Origin of the sequence: Sphingobacterium sp. UBA7038 (genome assembly GCF_002494055.1) — a bacterium.
Taxonomy (GTDB): domain Bacteria; phylum Bacteroidota; class Bacteroidia; order Sphingobacteriales; family Sphingobacteriaceae; genus Sphingobacterium; species Sphingobacterium multivorum.
This window is the reverse complement of the sequence record NZ_DLAV01000011.1, coordinates 345,879-363,386: the sequence shown is the minus strand read 5'-3', so window position 1 is coordinate 363,386 and position 17,508 is coordinate 345,879. Positions and strand designations below refer to the sequence as shown.

Genomic DNA, 17,508 nt, shown 5'->3' with positions numbered 1-17,508 from the left:
CATTCACTTTTTTAATTCCTATTTCTTATGAAAGTAAAAGCAAGCAAGTTACTTGTTTTGTCCGCAATCTGCCTTTTTGCGGAACGTTCCTTCGCCCAAGGAGGAACAGTTGGTATTGACGCCGCCACATCGTCGTTAAATACCTATGTCGATCCCATATCGACATTAATACTGAGTATCGGGGCTGTCGTCGGATTGATAGGAGGAATCAGGGTCTATATCAAATGGAACAGCGGAGACCAGGATATCTCGAAAGAACTGATGTCGTGGGGTGGTTCCTGTCTATTTCTCATTCTGGTCAGTGTGGTCATCAAGGCATTTTTTGGCGTATGATACAGAAAAACTATCAATTTTATAAGGGGCTCCAAAAGCCCCTTATTTACCGAGGTTTTAAAGGGAAATTTATCTATTACGCCGTCATATCCATCATGGGCGGCATGCTCTGCGGAGGTCTTATTGGCGCATTTACCAACATGATACTTGGCTGCTTGGGCATCCTCGTATTCATGACCCTGGGAATGGTGTATACGATCAGTAAGCAGAAAAAGGGGCTATTCGACAAAACCCGTCACAACGGGATTATTATCCATCCTTCCAAAACACTGTTCAGAAATGAAAAAGCAAAGTAAGCATGCCTTTAATCTACCTTTTGCGGGCATTGATGAATTTATGGGCTTCCCGATCCTCTTTGGGGATAAGGGAGACTATTCAATTATCCTTGGTATTACCAATCCGGTCATCCAATATGATGCCGATGAAACCAAGTATTCTGCCTATCACCATGCACTCTCCAGTGTGGTCAAACTTTTGGGAGAAGGACATATAATCCAAAAACAGGATGTATTTATCCGTAAAAATTATAGGCCAGTTAAATCGGAAGTGTTTTTGGAACAAAAATATCAGGAACATTTTAACGGTCGGGAATTTACCGAAATCAGAAGCTACATCACCTTTACCAAACAGGTCAAGAAAGGTGCATTCTATACTTACGATGAGAAGATGCTTTATAAGTTTATAAGAGATCTTGGTAAAGTAATGGAGGTATTGAATGCTGCGGGGCTTCATCCAAGGGTTCTAGGAAAAGCTGAGATCAATCGACTTTTTTATAGGATACTTTCATTTGATTTTGAAGGGACGGATTCAGTATTGGATAATTATCAGTGCCATGACAATCAGATAAATCTGGGGAAGAAATCCATCAGATGCATTAGTCTTATAGATACGGATATTGTTGAACTGCCGGACACTATCAGTGCGTATGCAATACGGAATGAAACAAACGGCTTTATGAATTTTCCCGTTGACAATTTATTTTTTCTGCACAAGGTGCAGGATTATAAGGTCATGATCTATAATCAGGTGATTGAAATTCCTGCTCAGCAGTTTACGATGAATAAATTGGAACTTAAAAGGAAAAGACATTCAAATATGCCCGATCCGGCCAATCAGCTCTATGTTGAAGATATTGATAATTTATTGGCCGATGTTGCAAAAGATAATCAGTTGCTCGTAAATGCACATTTTTCTATTTTGGTCGGCTGCGATTCCGACCTGCTGGAAAGAGCATCGAATTTTATTGAATCCTCCCTATTTCAGCAGGGGATTATTCCCAGCAGAAATGCTTACAACCAGTTCGAATTATTCAGCTCTTCATTACCCGGCAATGCCGTAGAACTACAGGTTTATGACTGGTTTTTGACACCTGCCGATGCGTCACTCTGTTATTTCTTTAAGGAGTCACTGCCCTGCGATGAAAAAACGGATTTTCTGATCCGGTTTACAGACCGGCAGGGGATACCTTTGGCATTTGATCCTGCTGACCTGAGTACCAACCGTATTTCGAACCGTTCGAAATTTGCGCTGGGGCCTAGCGGTACAGGAAAATCTTTCTTCATGAATGCGCTTCTGGAACAGTATTATAGGTATAACATGGATATTGTCATCGTCGATACCGGCGATTCCTATCAGGGGCTCTGTACTTTTCTAGGCGGAACTTACCTGACCTATACTGAGGAAAACCCAATATCCATGAATCCTTTTGCCCTGACTCAGGAAGAGTTTAACCTAGAGAAAAAGGATTTTTTAAAAACCTTGGTAGCGCTGCTCTGGAAGGGAGCTGACGGAAAACTGTCGCAGGTAGAGGATACGCTTTTATCAAACGTTATATCCTCATATTATTATGAATATTTTTACCTCGATCCCGGTCCGCAAAACCCTGGGCGTCCTGACGAATTAAATTTCGACTCTTTTTATGTGTATTCTGTTGACAGGATCAGGGATATAATGGACGAAGAATCCTTAAAGTTTGATCTGGATGAATACAGGTATGTATTGAAGAAATTCTTTACTGGACAGGAATTTGGTACCGTTCTCAACAAAAGCGCTGATTCCTCTCTATTTGAAGAGAGGTTTGTGGTGTTCGAAATCGACAATCTGAAAGAGAACAAGACTCTTTTTCCTATTGTTACGCTGGTCATTATGGATCTATTCCTACAGAAAATGAGACACCGGACTTTCCAGCGTAAAGCCTTGGTAATCGAAGAAGCATGGAAGGCCATTGCAAGCCCCTTAATGGCTGGTTACATAGTTTACCTGTATAAAACGGTAAGAAAATTTTATGGTGAAATCGTGGTCGTTACGCAAGAACTAGGCGATATTTTGGGCAATCCAATAGTCAAGGACAGCATTCTGGCAAATTCGGATACAATATGTTTACTTGACCAGTCTAAATTTCAGTCAAATTATGATGAAATAGCAAAACTGCTATCCATTACCGATGTAGAAAGACGCAAGATCTTTACCATAAATAAATTACAGAATAAAGAAGACAGGTCCCGTTTTAAGGAAGTCTACATCCGAAGGGGGACGGTGGGCGAAGTATATGGCGTGGAAGTATCCTTATTTCAGTATCTCGCATTTACCACCGAAAAACCAGAAAAAAGTGCCGTAAAAATCTATGCGGACCATTTTGGAAATTACAAAGATGGCCTTACCGCATTCGTCAAAGATCTGGAATATTCTGGCAAAGCCCTGAACAATTTTGTTGGGGAAGTTAACAGAAAGGGAATTCAAACTTTAAATCTTATGGCCAATGAATAGACTAATTATGATTTTGCTGATCTTATTGCCAAGCTTGTCGGTGAAAGCACAGATATATACCGATCCGGCAGTAGCAGCGGCAACGGGAGCGCATGCCTCGGTGATGAATAGGCAATTGGATCATGTCAACGATAACCTGACACTGATCCAGCGGGGTCAGCTTGCTGTTACCGGGCAGTTGCAGATCGTCAATGATCTACAGGATAAAATTTATAAAGGACTCTCCGAGGTCTCTTCTGTGGTCAGATCGCTGCTGAGCATAAAAGAGATTGCTGGAATTACCGTCGATATTATTGAGGATGTCGAAAAAGCAATGGTACTTGCAAAGGGGAATCCTGTGCTTTTACTTTTTGCCGAATCCGGTGCAAGGGAATTTAAGAACAGGGCGACAAACCTTGCCACGGAGGTAGGGGCTTTTGTACTCAAAGATGGGAAGGATAATCTGATGGATTCCGGTGAACGGGCAAAATTACTCAACCGGATACAGACGGAAATGACCATTCTCAGAGGTGTAGCTTATGGAATGCACCGCAATATGTATTGGGCAAAACAACGAGGAATTCTCAATTCCTTAAATCCCTATGCAAGGTTTATCAATATAGATAAACAGATCGCGGATGATGTTATCAGAAATTCTAGACTTGTAAAGAAATAATGCAATGAAATGGAGAATTATCTTTTGTTTCTGTATTCTTTGCTTATCCAAAACTGCAAGTTGCCAGCTGAATGTACAGCTTTTGCACCAGCTGGTAGATCACAGCAAGGATGAGTTTGAACGGCAGAAAGGGGCACGTGACCGTCAGGGCGTAAACACGGCAAATGAGCAGGTAAATACTTCAGGCACGACAAAGCTCAAAAAGCGGTATCGGGAGATCCAGAACAGGTTCAGTATCCTGCATACGGCATTACAGGGACTGAGTATGGGAATTGAATCCAGACCGATCATTGAACGGATTATTGCCCATCAGGACAGAATAATAAGTATCGCATCTGACCATCCAGAATTTATTCCACTGGCCTTAAATAGCGAAAAGGAAATCGTAGATAGGTCAGTTCAATTGGGAAGATATATTACCGGCCTGTTTTTGACAATTGGGGAACTCAACCAGATGAAAGCCAGTGATCGCCGTTTGCTTTATGCGCATATACTGACTGAACTTCGACAGATAGAAGGAGTATCCAGGGCACTGGCATCTGCCCTTTATTACTCCACAAAGATGAAAATACTGGATGGTCTAAATCCCTTTAGCGATTATATAAACACCGACAGAAGAATTGTAGAAAATATATTAAGACAATTAGAAAAGAAACCATGAAGTATTATCTCATAACACTGATTATTTTCTGTTTTGATTTTTTGTATGGGCAAAGTTATGTGACAATAATTTCAGATACCAAACATCTGGCAATCGTAAATGAAAACGGTGCGGTCAGGCTGGCTTCCGAATCGGCGCATAACAGTATGCTAAAGCAGATCAATCAAAATGTTGAAGACATCAATCTCAATCTGTCTTCCTTGGTAATCGTTCAGCAGGTGATCCATAGGTCCCTATCGGAGGTAAACAATGCTTTGAAGTCCGGTAAATCCGTGTTACAGGTTTCTTCTTTGATCGCTGAAATTATTAAACAGTCCAATAGCCTTATCGAGATTTCAAAAGAAGAACCCTGGCTGTTTTTAGTAGCGGAAGGAACAGCTAGGCAACTAAAAGAAAGGGGGATAAATCTTGCTACGAAAGTTTCTGATTTTGTTCTCAAGGAAGGCAAGAATGTCTTAATGGATTATGAAAAACGGGATTTTCTTTTGCGGAAGATCATCATCGAACTAAAGGTGATGCGCGGGCTTCTTTTCAGTATGGAACGTTCGGTTTATTGGGCAAAAATAAATGGATTATTAAAAACGGTGAATCCTTTTAAAAATTTTGTCAATAAGGACATCCAAAAAGCAAACGAGATATTAAGGAATTATGAAGCTGTAAAGCATTGAATTATGTGGAGAATATTAACTGTCGTTATTATACTGCTTGGATCTAAACCTGTCATTGGCCAGCGGATCAAGCGCCAAACCGATAAACATATTATCAATCAGCAGGAGCGTATGGTACATAAACAATGGGACCGAAAGAAATTTACCCCGACCTCTGGCTTTCTTGGACTGAATTATCAGTATTGGCTCACATGGGGCCTTCATCCCAATTATCCCAAGCTGGACAGGCGTCCCCTCTCAGGTTCCGGGCCGCAGACCATGCGGATGGGGCTGGTGATTGCCATGCAGCAGACCAATGATTCCTATAAAAAGCAGTCCGATACCCTCCGAAATATAGCTATAAGGGAACTCACCCACTATTCAGGGCTTTTGAGTTCCGCAGATCCACTATGGATGCTATACTATAAACATGAGTTCGCCCCCCTAGAAAAGGATGAATCCCTAATCCTTCAAGGGCTCAGTTCAGAGGTAAAAGAATATCTGATAAATAAAGGTACTTATGAATGGTATACCAGTGAAAAATCGGGCCTCATAGAACGTCTGGAAATCCTTAAAACAACAGATCTTGAAAGGGGCAGCAGGATTATGGGCTATCATCGCCTATTGTCGGAATATAGGGTTCTTGAATCGGGGTGGGAATCCAAGAAAAGCAATGCCCTGAAATTTCTATCCCTATCAAGTGACCTGTCTTCCATTAAGGAGATAGATCCGGTCATGCCGTTCCCACATACTGGAAAATCTGATATTGAAATTGCGGACAAAATCCTAAATAAGAGCAGATGATAAATTAATTTTTTATGACATACACATTTTTTTTACAGGCATCTCCAGTGGGGGTGCCTGATTCATTTAAGGATACTTTCACTTTCCTGCAGGGAAATGGGGTATACGAGGAAGGGGTAATGCACTTCCTGAAAGGGATGAAAGATACGATATGGACCCATTACGATACTTTTATTACGGACGCACAGGCGCTAGCTGCAATTTTTATGCTCATATTTTTTGCCATTAAGAGCTATGAAATGATGTCCGGCGATAAAAAAATGGAGATTATGCCCCTGCTCAGGCCATTTGGACTGGTTATGGTCATTATCTGGTGGGGAGCTTTCACAAGGGTGATCGCTTATCCTACGGATATTGTCGCTGCCAAAACGGAAAGCCTCTTTGATAGCGGACAGACCGAAGTCAATAGCCTTCGGCTACAACGTGCAAAACTCATGTATGACATAGCCAATTCCCTGACCCAGATCCAGGCGGAAACCGAAGTTGCAAAAAATGAGGCGGATACCTGGTACGGAAAAGCGTGGGATGCGGTCACCTCAACCGTGAAAGATGGGTTTACTTCCGTCTGGAACAATGTCGTGGAGCTAAGAAACAGGATGCAGATCAATTTGCAGCTATGGATGACCTATACACTGGAAACCTTGGCAGTCTGGGTACTTCGGATCTGTGTTTATATCATATTCATGATCCAGATACTCTATTCGACCATTCTGATCATTTTAGGCCCATTCTCCGTCGCGGTAAGTATTCTTCCCGCTTTCAGGGATTCCTTCGGAACCTGGATCGCGCGGTTCGTGTCGGTCAATCTCTACTCTGGGATTGCTTATCTGGTAATGCATATAGCTAGTCTTTTTCAGCAGTATGCCTTGGAAGCCGAAATCACCCGTTATCAGGAGTTATTATCGACTTCCGGCGATAGGCTCGAAAAACTTGGCTGGCTTGCCGGAAATGGAATAATGTCATTTGGGATCGTCATAGTAACCTTCCTGATCGGCGGGCTTACCATGCTCACGGTTCCAAGTATCAGTACTTGGATCGTCTCCACTTCTGGAATTACGTCTGCCGCAGGTACAATGGGCCGTGGAGCATCCGGTATGGCAAGAACAGCTCGGAGAGTTATCGCTAAATTCTAACCTTAAACAAAGTCTATGATTATTAAAAATATAGAATCAAAGATTCGTCTGGCAACCCTTATTGCTGTCGGGAGTTTTATAACGGCCTTACTGCTGGTGTCCATAGTTTCTTTCTTTGCCTTTAAACAGGTGGAAAGTGCGAGAAAGTCAGTATATGTACTGGATATAAATAATGTGCCATTGGCCGCGCAGCAGACCAGTGTTGAAATGAACCGTTCAGCCGAGTACCGAACGCATATAAATTTATTCCATAGTCTTTTTTTTACGCTGACACCGGACGAGAAGTTTATCGAATACCAGATGAAGCGGGCGATGTATCTGATTGATGAATCAGGTGCTTTACAATACAATAACCTCCGTGAGAAAGGATTTTTTAATTCCATCTTGTCTTCCAGTGCGGTACTTACGGTCCAGACGGATTCAATCCACCTTGAAGGAAACTATTTTCGCTTTTATGGTAAACAGACCATAGACCGACGGAGCTCAACCGTCGTTCGTAGCCTCATTACAGAAGGATATTTAAGGGATCTTAAAATAAGGACAGACAACAACGCGCATGCTGTTCTGATAACAAGATGGAAAACATTGGAAAATAAAGACCTCAGTTATGTTCAGAAAAATAACCTCTAATAAATCCGAAAGTAGTGTCTGGAAAGAGATCGGCAATGAATTTTCCAGGTATACAGTCCATCTTAGAAGATGTGTAAGGTCAAAATTGAGCACATATCCCAAACAGGTTTTCATGTTCATGGTGTCATGTATCCTGATTTCAATCTGCTGTTTTTTTATGTTGCCAAGGCAAAAGGAAGTAAAAATGGTGAAAAATCCGAAACTATCGGCGCCTATCGCGGATGGAGTAGGAAATATATTTGGTTCAATCTCCGATCTAAAAGAAGTACTTGAACTTCAGGCTGTCCTAGAAGGGCTTTCAAAAAAGGAAAACCTGGATAAACAGGATAGTATGATCCTTATCCAGATAAAGGATAGTCTTTTGTCGCTGGAAAACCATAATGCGAAGGATTCGATATCCAAAGATTGATCCAGCATTTTATTTCCTAAACCCGCTTAGTATTTCTCAATTCTAAATCAATTTATATTATGAAATTAGACCTAAAAAGGCCCAAATATATCATACCGATTATCGCCCTGCCTTTTATCTGTATTTTCTTTTACGTTTACCAATCCACATTTTCAAAAGAGAGTGCTGTAAAAGATAATGGGCCTCAGCTAAAAGAACATATTTCGGAAGTCTCCCCAGAGGTGAAAAATAAAGCTTTAACCGATAAGCTTAATGCTTACCGGGAAATGTACCGTCGAGGGGACGGCTATACCGCGGTGAATCAATTGCAGGAAGACAAAGTAGATGGATTCCGTTTTGATGAAATGTACAATGATAAGGAAAAACGCAAGTTAGATTCCATTAGGGATAAGCTAAAACAGGAATCACTAATTTCAGTTGATGCACCAAAGGCTGTGCATGGAAATGAAGACCTTGATCGTGTACTGGGTTCCCTTGTCCCTAAATCCAATCCAGAATCCAGAAAAGAACCAAAAAGGAAAGAAGAAGATCCGATGCTCCTGTTCCGCCGGCAGATGGAATTTGCCGATAGTCTAGCAAAGGTGAATGATCCGGAAGAAAGAGCAGCTAGAGCGGAGAGACAGCGGATTGAAATGGCGAAAAAAGCAGAAGCGGAAATGCCATTGCTGAAAGTCAGAAAGGCCGACGATACACAGTCCGTTTTCAATACGGTAAGAGACAATCCGAACGATTCTTTTATTCAGGCCATGATTGATGAAAATATCACCGGATATGTGGATTCCAGGTTGCGGATCAGGCTCATGGATGATTTATTGGTAGGAAGCAATCTGATCCACAAAGGCACCTATTTATACGCAAAAATAAGTGGATTTACCGGCCAACGTGTCCTTTTGAGCATTACTTCAATTATGCAGGGAGGTAAGATCCTGCCCGTAAAACTTGATCTGTATGATAATGATGGTCTCCAGGGCCTTTATGTGCCCGCATCCGCTTTCAGGGAATTCAGCAAAGAGCTTGGCGCAAATTCTTCTCAGGGAATTTCAATACAGGGGGGAGAAAACCAGAACCAGGTCATTATGGGCGTGATTCAAAGGATGTTTCAGTCGACTACTACAGCAGTTTCCAGGTATATCAGAAAAAACAGGGCGAAAATCAAATATAATACGCTGGTCTATCTGATAGACCCACAAGCACTTCGTGAAAATCAAAAACAATACAAATAATCATTCATCATTTTCAATTATGAGAAATCTATTTCTGTTTTTATCGGCGATATTTCTGCTCGCCGCAACCCCGACAATGGCACAGTCAGGTGGAGACCATTTACTTAGCGACCTTAAATCTATCAGGATTTCCAAGGGAAATACAGTTCACATCCTTTCACCGGAACCGATCAAATATGTGGATATATCTTCCAAAAGAGTAGTGGCAGATTTGCCTATAGATAATTTGCTCCGGCTCAAGATTGTTCCAGACAGCATGAATCTAGATGATTCAGGGACAGAACTCGGCAGCATTACAGTGGTCGGAGAAAATTTCATGACACAGTTCCGGGCCTTGAAAACTGGTCAGGATATTGAAGCACAGTCGCCCGTTCTTTATGAAATAAATCCTTTATCTACTGTCCCGCTTGAGCCTTCGGAAAACAACCTAAGCAGGAGCCAGATGAGATCGTTGTCCTATACTCTTATAACTCAATCCGGTAACCGCCCAAAGAGGAAGGAAGAGAAGTTTGGAATAGGGATCTATCTGAATGGTATCAGAACGATCGGTGATTTCATTTTTCTGGATCTTTCATTTGTCAATAAAACGAACCTTTCATTTAGGCCAGATCAGCTACGTTTTTTTGTGGAAGACAAAAGAATCACCAAGGCGACAAATGTTCAGTCTGTTGAGATAGAGCCAATCTGGCAATTTCAACCATTCGATCTTTTGAAGAAAAAGAACCGAAATATATATGTACTTAAAAAAGTAACATTTCCGGGCAGTAAAATATTGCGGGTAAGTCTCACTGAAAAACAGTTGTCGGGCAGGGCAATTGACCTGAAAATCAAATACCAGGATATCCTGAATGCAGATTCTCTATAATCAATAAAAAAATGGAAGAAACAAAAGAGCAACAGGGCCTTTATAGATTCTTCCAGTTCGCCATTTATCTTTCCATTTTTCTGGAGTTCTATCTCTTTCTTTATGTTGAGAAATCCCTTGAATATGGGATTCTAAACAAAACAAATTTACTTTTTGCAACCAAGCTGGCAAGGATGCCTTTTTATTCGGGACTGCTGGACAGTAAGCTATTTACTGTTTTTTTGGTCATACTGGTTTCTATCGGTACCCTGAGTAAAAAGAAGAAAGATCTAAATCCCAAGAACCATATTGTTTATCCCCTCACGCTTGGATTTTTAATAATTGCGCTCGCGGTATGGCTGCACGGTCAAAAAGGGAAACCGGTTCTATACGGGCTGAATTATTATGATCTTGGTTATGTATTTAGTTCTTTTCTGGGGATTGTCCTGATCCATGTTGCATTAGACAACATTTCAAAGATTATCAGCTCTAGATTAGGGAAAGATAAATGGAATATCGAGGAAGAATCCTTTATGCAGCCCACCCAGGCGAAAATTACGCCTTATTCTGTCAATATCCCTATGTTGTTTTATTATAAGGGAAGGGTTAATCAAGGCTATATTCCACTGGAAAACTTATTTAGGGGCTGTTTGGTCTGCGGAGTTCCGGGAAGCGGAAAAAGCTTTGGGGTCATTATGCCTATTCTGCGTCAAATGATAGCGAATTCTTTTACCATGTGTATATATGATCTAAAGTACCCTGATCTTGGAAAGATTGCTTACTATCATTACCTGCTGGCAAAACAGGAAAGAAAAATGCTGGATTATGAATTCCATGTCATTAACCTGAATGACCCATCCAGAAGCCGCCGGGCAAATCCATTTAAACCGGAATATTTGCAGACCCTCGCTGATGCAAACGAAACTGCCGAAGCATTGGTAGAGGCTCTAAAAAAGGGTGATAAGAGTGGAGGAAGCGACCAGTTTTTTACCCAATCTGCCGTTAATTTTTTAACAGCTTGTATCTACTTCTTTAGCAAGTATGAAAATGGACGTTATTCCACTTTGCCGCATGTTCTGGCATTTCTAAACCTATCCTATGAAGATATTTTTGACTCACTTTTTAGCAATGAAGAGCTTAATTCGCTTCTTTCTCCATTTCAGACAGCTTATAAAGCACGTGCATTTGAACAGCTGGAGGGGCAGGTTGGCACATTAAAGATCTTTATCAGCAGGCTGGCGACAAAAGAAACGTTCTGGATTTTTGGCGGAGATGACTTTGAACTTCAGGTCAGTAATCCCAAACATCCCGGAATACTGATCTTGGCTAATGATCCCGCTACCCAGAGCATCAATTCCGCATGTTTATCGGTTGTCGTCAACCGTGTAACAAAGCTGGTAAATTCCAAAGGAAACCTTCCTGTTGGAATAGTCGTTGATGAGGCTCCGAGTTTATATTTATACCGTATAGAACAGGTCCTTAGTCAGGCTCGAAGTAATCTTGTTGCGACGGTTTTGGGTATCCAGAGTTTACAGCAATTTCAGCAACAGTATGGTAAAGAAACTTCCGCAACGATTACTTCGGTAGTGGGAAATGTTCTATCAGGAAGCGTACAGAACAAAGATACGCTTGAGTGGTTGGAAAGGATCTTTGGAAAAGTAAAACAGCAGAGCGAAAGCCTTAGTATCGACAGGAATAAAACTTCTATCTCCCTGTCAGAAAAACTCGAACCCCTTATCCCCGCAGGTAAAATCGCAGCACTGCCTGCTGGTCAGATGGTAGGACTTATCGCTTCTGATGCCGTAGAGAAATTTACCGGAAAATTCAGGACCTCAGCCGTTAACTGCCGGATAAATATTGATGTTGGAGCGATAAAACAGGAAGAGCAGCATTATAGAGAATTGCCCATATTCTATGATTTTGGAGAGAAAAAAGAACAGATACTGCTGGCAAATTTCAAAAAGATCAAAGAGGAAGTTAATTCAGTTGTTGAAGCAGTTACCGGATTTCGTTATACCGAGCCTACCGAAAAAGAATCCTTAGCGGATAAGTCCAAAAATTCATCGGAATAATTTTCAGAACACTGATTTAATTTCATTATGTATAATATTCGTTGCCCCGTTTATCCTGTTTATTGTAGTCCAATAATCTGGGTATTTCTATTGCTTTTTATTTCCTTAAATACCGTTGGGCAATCCCTAGATTTTAGTCTCCCTCTTGAAAAAATGCGGGTAACGTCTCCTTACGGTTATAGGGTACATCCGATAAAATTAAAACCTATTCATCACAACGGTGTAGATCTTGCCGCCAGGGATTCACCCATCTTTAATATAATTTTAGGGAATGTGGTGAATGCCGGGGAAAGTCCTACGCTGGGTAAATTTCTGGTAATAGAATCAGGTGATGAAATTCAGGTTATATACGGACATCTATCTCGACTATTGGTCCAAAAAGGCGAATGTTTACCGCCTGGACATCTACTTGGTGTAAGCGGTAGAACAGGTCTGGCGACCGGAGAGCATCTCCATCTCTCAGTCAAAATCCGGGGTCAATTTATTGACCCCATTCTTTTTCTTAAAAAACTCAATGAGTTCAGCTTAAATCCTTTAAACGAACAAAAAAATGAATAAATCTTTTGAAAGCCTTAATGAGAAACTTAGAATTCTGAAAGAAGGCGAGGATATTGGGTTAACGCCCGAAGAGGCAGTGATATACGGTATATCTTATGGTGACGAATTTCCTTTCGAGGAGGAAAATAACGAGGAAGGAGAGGAGGATGAACAATAAGGTAAAATCACTGCACGAACAGGTTGCCGCCGCCCTTATCGAAAAATTAGAGAAAGGAACAGCTCCCTGGCAGAAACCTTGGAATTCTGCGTCAACCGATTTTAATCTGCCTTATAACGCAATTACCGGAAATAGATATAAAGGAATCAATATCTTTTCACTGCTGAATTCAGGCAGGGAAGACCCCCGATGGCTGACTTTCAAGCAAGCGGATTCCAAAGGCTGGCAAATAAACAAGGGTGAAAAGGGAACGCTGGTTCAATTTGTCAAAACCCATGATCTTATCCCAAAATTAGATGAAAACGGGAAAAAAGTCCTTGATGAAAATGGTAAAAACATAAAAGTACGGACGCCTTTGGAACGTGCCATTGTCACAGCGGCTTGGGTCTTTAACGCTGAACAGGTCAGTGGAATTCCGAAATTAGCATTAAAACCCCAATTGAAATCTGATTGGGACCCAATAGTCCGTGCGGAAGATCTGGTTCTCCTTTCCGGTGCGGTTGTCAATCACAGAAAAGGTGATGAGGCGTATTATAGTCTCCGGTCTGATAGTATAACGATGCCGTTAAAAGAACAATTTGCCACTCCTGACCGCTATTATGCTACCCTTCTTCATGAGCTTGGGCACTGGACTGGACATCAGGACAGGCTCAACAGGTCCCTAATTAACAGGTTTGGAAGTGAAGGCTATGCAAGGGAAGAATTAAGGGCGGAGATTGCCTCTATGCTGATCGGTGATGAGTTTAAGATCGGTCATGATCCAGGCCAGCATGCTGCTTATGTAAAAGGGTGGATCGAAATGTTAAAAAATAATCCTTATGAAATCCATGCAGCGGCAACGGATGCGGAAAGGATATTTTCTTATCTACTGGAATTTGAACGTAAACGTGAACTTAACCAGCAAACCACTAATAAAAGCTCCCGAAAAAATGAAGCCAATCTCTTTATTGGCGATATCATTCCGTACAAGGATTCGATTTATAAAGTAAGCAGTCAACTGAAAAGAGGAAGATTTCAGATGGAAGTAGAGGACACCGGAAAGAAATTTGTACTCTCAAAAAATGACAGGCTCTACCAATCGTTGCTAGATATCAAAAACGGCAATGATAAAAAGACTCCAGCAATTTCTAATAGTAACGAAGAAGTCCAAAAAGCTTCTTATGGTTTAAAACGTTAATCCTATCACTCGATAATAATATGAATCAATTTAAAGACAACGAACTTCCCCTTGGTGAACTTGAAAAATTGGGACTCTATATTCAGGGACGGATACTTCTCTCCAGGGAGAATATCAATGCACTTCTTACAGGTAGAAGAACCGAAATGACAAATTTTAAGGACCTTAAGTTTGATGGGCTTTCTATTCCCGAACTCGATGCGAAACTATCTTTAAAGAAAAATGACGACGGAAGTGTGAGCCTGAATGTGCATCCAATATATAAGGTGGCTAAAGCACATGAGCTTCTGGATGAAAACGAAAGCCAGAAACTTCAAAATGGTGAGATTGACAATATTGCCAAGGAGCAAGAAGTACAAAAGGGTAAGGTCAGGAAAATAATCATCGAATACGATGAACAGACCAAAGAGTTTATTTCCTATGATCCTGAAAAAGTAAATGTTCCATTAGCTGTAAACTCAGAGACGCTTACCGAAGAGCAAAAGAAAAAATTTAAAAATGGACAGATTGTGGAATTATCTGATGGTACCAGGTTTCAGCATACAGCGCTTAACCCTCAGGGATTAAAATCGGATAATAAAAGACTAGCACTTTCGATCCTGTTTGATGCCGGCATCTCGTACCTTGTATATAGAGGGATTCAGACCCTGAAAAACCGTGCTGCCAAATTCCAATCCGAAGGTTATTCTAATGGATATAATCAGGCCATTGCTGATATGAAACAAAAAGGAAATGTAGCGGATTCTAATGTTACCATTCAGCAGTTAATAAATAAGCATATCCCAAATCAAGAATCTAGAGGATATGGACGCTCATCGTCCCGCTAATGAATGTAGATAATTTGGATCAGGATGTGATCCGATTCTTTGAACCCTTTTTTGAAAGATCTCCTGCCGGTTTTGAGTTCAGCTATAGATATTTTTCAGATCAGCAAAAGGAAGTTTGGACTAACAACGTGTGTGTTAAAGAGGTAGCTAGTGGTCTCTGGAAGGCTTGTAATCATTTTCCCCCTTCGGTAACTGATTTATTTATAGCTTCAGCTTGTCGAGATATTTTATGTTTTACACATTTTTTTCCACAATATGTTGATAACTCGTTGTCTGTTGCCTTTGCTTCGATAGGCTATCTTCCATGCAAAGAGTATATTAGGGAGCTCATTTATGAGTTCCCTAATTCCAAAATCCATCTATTAGCTGAAAATAGTTTGATTGGGAAAATCTTTGACTGCAAGATTGCTCTTTGGATCCGTAGGATTGACTCAAAATTTAGGATCAATGATGATCTGATAGAAATAGAATTTGGCTCGCAAAGTCTTGTTTTACCTATTGAGAAGTTTTCTCTAAACTACTTTGAGGTGATTTCTGGTAAACGGTTCGCCATCCGAACTCATAAACCGGTTAGAGGATTCCTGAATTTCCATCATTTATTTACTTCTTTATAGTATTTAGTGCCAATAAGGTTGATTGTTATCCGTCTAGAACTTGTGGATTTATCCACCTTAGAATTATATTTTATGAATATTGAACTTAAAAATATTAAACATGCTGGTTATGCCAAAAATGCTGGACATGGTGGTTCAACTGACTATTATCATAAAGATGCAAAAGGAAAAGAACTCATAAGGGATGCGGAAGACTATACAAAGTCTTTTAAGAAACTAGATGATCCTTTTATCAATATGGCCTTAGAAGAGAAAATAGATGATCTACTTTACGATCATTTACAGAAAAAGGAACTAGAAAAATTCAATAAGAAACTGGCAAAAATAACCGAAAATGGAATCGCTTATGGTATTCCGAATGATTCGTATTCTTATTTTACTTTCAATCACTCGATGGAAAAATTCCTAAATAATATTAAAGGGATCGAACATATCAAGAATTTGATAAGGGATAAAATTATTCCAAAGCTGGGGTCCGATAAAATTATTTTAAATACAAATATTCCTGAAAAACTCCTTTTGGAATCTGGTCTCAAAAAAGGCCAGTATGCCCAACCTAAAAACAATATTGTAACTCAAGCCAATTTGGATTTACAAAATGAAGAAATTAAAAGAGGTAGGTAGTATGTAAATACTGGAAAGACTTTCCCTCTATTTTTTATTCACCAAGCTAATTAGCTAGCTTCACCTTTCACAATGAAAATTGGAAGCGAAGAAACTGATAAAGCGTCTCTCCTGCATAGAAAATTTGCTTTATTTTGCTAGGTAGTCACACTTAGTCTCGAAATTGGGTCAAAAAAGATTAGAATTCGAATCTAGTATTGTAATGAAATCAGATTCCCTTGACTACCGAATAGGGTGATAGCAAAAAGTAGATAGAGAGAATTATACTAAAGCGTATACGAAAAATCGGTGCTAATTATTTTTAAAGGTTCAAGAGTATCCCCGGAGCATACTCTAAACCCATTTCTAGCAAATGCGGCAATAAAAATAGGGCACTGCCCAAATTCTGCTTGCTCAATTTAAAAGTTTCTGGAATAGGAAGCTTATTTAAAAATACACATTTGAAATTAAGGTAATTCAAATGTGTATTTCCAAGTTTTTTTAATTCCTGTTGCAGTTTTAGGTAAATACGTGTTGCTATATGGAAAGATAATATTCAGAGACTTTTTATTAAAATTCCATAAATAATATAGAGCAATACCTAAAGTTTGAGGCTTAGTTGAAAGAGGGCTTAAATAAATATTTGTATGATTTGGATTTTCCTTAATTATCTCACTGATGGTTTGAGCGGTTACGAAGGGATCGAAAGCTGGAGCGAACTTATCAATACGATGTCCAATAGATTCCTTAGCCTGATGAATTTTAAGAATGCTCTCCTGATACATATCCGGTTGAAGAGAGGGAAATCCCAGAATATAATATTTCTTTTTAATCTTTGATTTCTCTTGAGAAACTTTTGCAATCAATTTATCATCGTACCCAGCAGCAATTATAAGTAAATCATTATCAATATTAGCATGATTTACGGCTGCGCTACAACCTTCAATAATTTTTACTTCATCAATAAACCCAGAAAATGTAGTCTCTTCTGCATTTTTGTAATGATGAGGTTCAGAATAAAGAAAATCTATTTTCTTTATGCCAAGCCTATACAAATAGGTAATAAAAAATATCAAATGTGGACGTATGAATCCAGTAATATCAATACAAATTTTAGAATTATCAAGAAGTGTTAATTGCGAAAACAAATCAATAAAGCACTCATCTTCTTTAAAAGATACACAAGTGTATAAATCATTTATCTTTAATGTACCATGTTTGTAATGAGGGAAATCAATCCATACTTTTTTATGGGATTTAACTTTGTCAAATAGAACTTTAGTTCTTTCGCAGTCATCATAAGCAGAAAAAAAGAAGTCGTACTCTTCTAAAGTATTGATATTGCCATTTTCATAACTAGTTTTATAAAATATCGTATAATCTACCATACGTTTG

The 17,508-nt window shown here is 39.9% G+C and carries 20 protein-coding genes; 19 read left to right on the top strand and 1 reads right to left on the bottom strand.

Going from position 1 to position 17,508, the window contains the following annotated elements; genetic code table 11:
• Nucleotides 1-27: 27 nt before the first annotated feature.
• From B3H30_RS06045 to B3H30_RS05955, 19 genes are all read left to right on the top strand, one after another.
• Nucleotides 28-333, top strand: a complete 306-nt coding sequence (locus B3H30_RS06045; RefSeq protein ID WP_088162662.1) for a DUF4134 domain-containing protein — start codon at nucleotides 28-30, stop codon at nucleotides 331-333.
• On the top strand, nucleotides 330-629 hold the full coding sequence (locus tag B3H30_RS06040) for a DUF4133 domain-containing protein (protein ID WP_088162661.1): 300 nt from the start codon (nucleotides 330-332) through the stop codon (nucleotides 627-629). The genes B3H30_RS06045 and B3H30_RS06040 overlap by 4 nt, the downstream gene beginning before the upstream one ends.
• Nucleotides 613-3,099, top strand: coding sequence for a TraG family conjugative transposon ATPase (locus tag B3H30_RS06035; RefSeq protein ID WP_286833661.1), 2,487 nt, complete (start codon nucleotides 613-615; stop codon nucleotides 3,097-3,099). The genes B3H30_RS06040 and B3H30_RS06035 overlap by 17 nt, the downstream gene beginning before the upstream one ends.
• Nucleotides 3,092-3,754, top strand: a complete 663-nt coding sequence (locus B3H30_RS06030) for a hypothetical protein (protein WP_286833658.1) — start codon at nucleotides 3,092-3,094, stop codon at nucleotides 3,752-3,754. The genes B3H30_RS06035 and B3H30_RS06030 overlap by 8 nt, the downstream gene beginning before the upstream one ends.
• A 4-nt stretch (nucleotides 3,755-3,758) precedes the next feature.
• Nucleotides 3,759-4,415: a hypothetical protein gene (locus B3H30_RS06025; RefSeq protein WP_286833656.1), complete on the top strand. Its 657-nt coding sequence runs from the start codon at nucleotides 3,759-3,761 to the stop codon at nucleotides 4,413-4,415.
• Entirely contained in the window at nucleotides 4,412-5,083 is a 672-nt protein-coding gene (locus B3H30_RS06020; RefSeq protein WP_286833654.1) for a hypothetical protein, read from the top strand. The genes B3H30_RS06025 and B3H30_RS06020 overlap by 4 nt, the downstream gene beginning before the upstream one ends.
• A 3-nt stretch (nucleotides 5,084-5,086) precedes the next feature.
• Nucleotides 5,087-5,866, top strand: a complete 780-nt coding sequence (locus B3H30_RS06015; RefSeq protein ID WP_286833651.1) for a hypothetical protein — start codon at nucleotides 5,087-5,089, stop codon at nucleotides 5,864-5,866.
• Nucleotides 5,867-5,880: 14 nt separating this feature from the next.
• A complete protein-coding gene (locus tag B3H30_RS06010) occupies nucleotides 5,881-6,999 on the top strand; it encodes a plasmid transfer protein (protein ID WP_286732621.1) in 1,119 nt (372 codons plus the stop codon).
• 15 nt (nucleotides 7,000-7,014) lie between these two features.
• Nucleotides 7,015-7,629, top strand: a complete 615-nt coding sequence (gene traK, locus B3H30_RS06005) for a conjugative transposon protein TraK (protein WP_088162655.1) — start codon at nucleotides 7,015-7,017, stop codon at nucleotides 7,627-7,629.
• 184 nt (nucleotides 7,630-7,813) lie between these two features.
• The gene (locus B3H30_RS06000) at nucleotides 7,814-8,038 is read left to right on the top strand and encodes a hypothetical protein (RefSeq protein WP_286833647.1); all 225 of its coding nucleotides are present in this window, start codon (nucleotides 7,814-7,816) and stop codon (nucleotides 8,036-8,038) included.
• Nucleotides 8,039-8,097: 59 nt separating this feature from the next.
• On the top strand, nucleotides 8,098-9,261 hold the full coding sequence (locus B3H30_RS05995) for a conjugative transposon protein TraM (protein WP_286833644.1): 1,164 nt from the start codon (nucleotides 8,098-8,100) through the stop codon (nucleotides 9,259-9,261).
• A 19-nt stretch (nucleotides 9,262-9,280) separates the two neighbouring features.
• The gene (traN, locus tag B3H30_RS05990; RefSeq protein ID WP_088162652.1) at nucleotides 9,281-10,126 is read left to right on the top strand and encodes a conjugative transposon protein TraN; all 846 of its coding nucleotides are present in this window, start codon (nucleotides 9,281-9,283) and stop codon (nucleotides 10,124-10,126) included.
• A gap of 11 nt (nucleotides 10,127-10,137) precedes the next feature.
• Nucleotides 10,138-12,177 (top strand): type IV secretion system DNA-binding domain-containing protein, encoded by a 2,040-nt coding sequence (locus B3H30_RS05985; protein ID WP_088162651.1) that lies wholly within the window; start codon nucleotides 10,138-10,140, stop codon nucleotides 12,175-12,177.
• A gap of 153 nt (nucleotides 12,178-12,330) precedes the next feature.
• On the top strand, nucleotides 12,331-12,735 hold the full coding sequence (locus B3H30_RS05980) for a M23 family metallopeptidase (protein WP_286833639.1): 405 nt from the start codon (nucleotides 12,331-12,333) through the stop codon (nucleotides 12,733-12,735).
• Nucleotides 12,728-12,892, top strand: coding sequence for a hypothetical protein (locus B3H30_RS05975; protein ID WP_172462462.1), 165 nt, complete (start codon nucleotides 12,728-12,730; stop codon nucleotides 12,890-12,892). The genes B3H30_RS05980 and B3H30_RS05975 overlap by 8 nt, the downstream gene beginning before the upstream one ends.
• Nucleotides 12,882-14,069: an ArdC family protein gene (locus B3H30_RS05970; RefSeq protein ID WP_286833637.1), complete on the top strand. Its 1,188-nt coding sequence runs from the start codon at nucleotides 12,882-12,884 to the stop codon at nucleotides 14,067-14,069. Before B3H30_RS05975 ends, B3H30_RS05970 begins: the two co-directional genes overlap by 11 nt.
• Nucleotides 14,070-14,089: 20 nt before the next feature.
• Nucleotides 14,090-14,896 carry a DUF4099 domain-containing protein gene (locus B3H30_RS05965; protein WP_088162648.1) on the top strand — a complete coding sequence of 269 codons (807 nt, stop codon included), beginning with the start codon at nucleotides 14,090-14,092 and terminating at the stop codon, nucleotides 14,894-14,896.
• On the top strand, nucleotides 14,896-15,510 hold the full coding sequence (locus tag B3H30_RS05960; RefSeq protein ID WP_088162647.1) for a hypothetical protein: 615 nt from the start codon (nucleotides 14,896-14,898) through the stop codon (nucleotides 15,508-15,510). Before B3H30_RS05965 ends, B3H30_RS05960 begins: the two co-directional genes overlap by 1 nt.
• A 72-nt stretch (nucleotides 15,511-15,582) precedes the next feature.
• The gene (locus B3H30_RS05955) at nucleotides 15,583-16,134 is read left to right on the top strand and encodes a hypothetical protein (RefSeq protein WP_286833635.1); all 552 of its coding nucleotides are present in this window, start codon (nucleotides 15,583-15,585) and stop codon (nucleotides 16,132-16,134) included.
• A gap of 446 nt (nucleotides 16,135-16,580) precedes the next feature.
• Here the strand turns inward: B3H30_RS05955 and B3H30_RS05950 are convergent, their stop codons facing one another.
• The gene (locus B3H30_RS05950; RefSeq protein WP_088162644.1) at nucleotides 16,581-17,501 is read right to left on the bottom strand and encodes a hypothetical protein; all 921 of its coding nucleotides are present in this window, start codon (nucleotides 17,499-17,501) and stop codon (nucleotides 16,581-16,583) included.
• Between the last annotated feature and the right edge of the window lie 7 nt (nucleotides 17,502-17,508).